The following is a 2,485-nucleotide window of genomic DNA, read 5'->3' as shown; positions in this document are numbered from 1 at the left end:
AGAACGAGGCGCTGGCGCAGTCGGTGGCGCCGCGCGGCCTGGTGCGGCTTGCCGTGCCCATGACGTTCGGGATCAAGGCGGTGGCGCCGCTGCTGCCGGAGTTTTTCGAGGCCTATCCGGAAGTCTCGGTCGATCTGCATTTGAGCGATGCGACCGTCGATCTGATCGGCGAAGGTTTCGACATGGCGGTGCGGATCGCGCGCCTGCCGGATTCCTCACTGATCGCCCGGCAGCTCTTCACCATGCCGCGCTACACCGTGGCCGCGCCGTCCTACCTGAAGCAACACGGCCGGCCGACGCATCCGATGCATTTGGCCGAGCACAAATGCTTCAGCTACGCCTATCTCTCCACGCCCAACGTCTGGCACTACACCAACTCGGCCGGCGAGCAGGCCAGCGTGCGCCCGGGCGGACAGCTCCGCGTCAACAACGGCGAGGCGTTGATGCCGGCTCTGATTGCGGGGCTCGGCATCGCCGAATTGCCCGAGTTCATTGTGGGTGAAGCGATTTCGTCCGGCGAGGTCGAAGTCATCCTGAAGGACTGGAGGCAGGCCGAAGGCGCCGTGCATCTGGTGACGCCGCCCGGCGGCCCGCGCCCCGCCCGCGTCGAAGCACTTGGCGATTTCCTCGCGGCCAAGCTGCCGGGCACGTGCAAGCGGCGATCGCGCGGGAAAAGCAAAGCGTCGTAGGCGCGAGCAACTTCAGCTTTCGTAGGGTGGGCAAAGCGAAGCGTGCCCACCATCTTTGACTAAGCCACCTTCACACCGTCGATCGCGACGATGCGCAGGCGTGGCTTCAGCGTTTCCTCCAGCTGCGACTTCAATTCGTGAACGCGCGGGTCGTTCGAACGCTTCGCACAGACTGCATATTGATGGACCGATTGCGCCAATGCGCGGCGCGCTTCCGGCGTCCGCGTCAATTCGGGCTTTGAAAGCCGCAACACGATCGCTGCGAGATTCACCAGCATCTCGTCCAGCGCAACGTCGATGGTCGCCAGATTTCGCATCATCCACTCTCCCTGAGAGGGCAACAGCGGGTCCGGACATGCGTTCCTGGCGGAGCCGGACATGGCTAACGCTTCGTAAACGTCTTGTTCTTGCCGGCTGGCGCGTTAGGCTGGCAGCGAAACAAGAAAAATCAGGGGAGGGCATCATCATGGATCGACGCGGTCGCTTGCGCGCGGCTGCGGCATTGCCGCTGACGGAGTCTTTAACCAAGCAGTGCCAAGGCGAAGAAACGCAAGGCGCCGTCGCGTTGCGGTCATAAACTTTGTTGTCTATATCCGCGCCGCGTTTTGTTTCCTGCTTCGTGTTTCTCAACAACCCGATCGACCGCTACATGATGCTTCGTCTTGTTTGCCTCGTCCTGTTCGCACTGTGCCTGGCCGGTCCCGCGCAGGCGCAAACCACCCAGCCGGCGACGGTTGCCAAGTCGGCAAAGAACGCGCCTTCCAAGCCGGCACCTGCTTCGCGGTCCACGCCGCAAGCTGCAGGACCGTGCGTCGGCGTGATATCGCTGCTGGGCGATCGCTTCATCGTGAAGAAGATCGGCGCGACCGTGTTCGGCAACGAGAACAAGGAGGTTCCGGTCGACGGTTTCGGGCTCGATGACCTCGTTGTCGAGCGTGTGAGGGCCGCGGTCGGCTCCGGTTTTGTCGTCCGCAGGATCGCCGCCGATAAATCCGCATTCAGTTCCTACGATCCCGGGCTTGGCATGTTCGCTCGCAGCGACAAGGCCGGCGCCATCGTCCGACAAGTTGCCGGTCAGGCCGGATGCAAACGCTATGTCGTCGTGATCAAGGGAATACGCCAGGGTGGATTCTTCGGCATCGGTGTCATGAAGGGCAGCCCGTTGTACAACATGGCCGACATCTACGCGGTAATACGGATCTACGTTCATGACGGGCAAAGCTTCGATATTCTGAAGAGCGGCGAAGGCTCGATCAGCGGAAGCAACTTTATGACCGGGCCCCCGACGCTGCGTATCGATTGGGCGCAGTGGCCAGAACCGCCGGAAGCCGCCAACAATCCAGTGATGCGCGCGTCGACGCGGCAACTGCTCGGCAACGTCCTCGACAAGAGCCTGCCTACCTTGTTGCAGTCGCAGTAGTTGAGGAGATCCGGCCAACCGGTCGACACCCCCCTCCAGGCCCCCGCCGGGGAGGGTGCAAGCGCACGGCTATCGCAACACAATCCATTCCGGTTAGGCTGCCTCCCAACAACGAAAACAATCGGGGAGGTACCAACCAATGAACCGCCGCGAACTCCTGAAGGCCGCTGCCGTGCTGCCGCTCGCACAGGCAGCTTGCTCTCAATCAAGCTTTGCCCAAGCTCTCTACCCCTCGCGCAACATCACCCTGATCGTGCCGTTTCCGGCCGGAGGCCAGGCCGATCTCGCGGCACGGCCCGTCGCCATGGCGCTGGAGCGGATTCTCGGCAAGCCCGTGATCGTCGACAACAGGGCCGGAGGCGGCGGCGGCTCGGTC

3 protein-coding genes and 1 pseudogene are annotated in these 2,485 nt (G+C 62.9%); 3 read left to right on the top strand and 1 reads right to left on the bottom strand.

Going from position 1 to position 2,485, the window contains the following annotated elements; genetic code table 11:
- Window positions 1-689 (top strand): substrate binding domain-containing protein (locus MOV75_RS34515; RefSeq protein WP_247007575.1); only part of this gene is annotated, 689 nt, incomplete at its 5' end.
- Between the two features lie 59 nt (window positions 690-748).
- Here MOV75_RS34515 and MOV75_RS34510 read toward each other — a convergent pair.
- Entirely contained in the window at window positions 749-1,006 is a 258-nt protein-coding gene (locus tag MOV75_RS34510) for a hypothetical protein (RefSeq protein ID WP_246932002.1), read from the bottom strand.
- A gap of 530 nt (window positions 1,007-1,536) precedes the next feature.
- Here MOV75_RS34510 and MOV75_RS34505 point away from each other — a divergent pair.
- Entirely contained in the window at window positions 1,537-2,109 is a 573-nt protein-coding gene (locus tag MOV75_RS34505; RefSeq protein ID WP_246931998.1) for a hypothetical protein, read from the top strand.
- Between the two features lie 139 nt (window positions 2,110-2,248).
- Window positions 2,249-2,485 (top strand): annotated as a pseudogene (locus tag MOV75_RS34500) (tripartite tricarboxylate transporter substrate binding protein); the annotation flags it as partial.

The organism is Bradyrhizobium sp. PRIMUS42, from assembly GCF_023006515.1.
Classification (GTDB): Bacteria; Pseudomonadota; Alphaproteobacteria; order Rhizobiales; family Xanthobacteraceae; genus Bradyrhizobium.
Note: the sequence above shows the minus strand (reverse complement) of the source record. Positions and strands in the feature narration are given on the sequence as shown.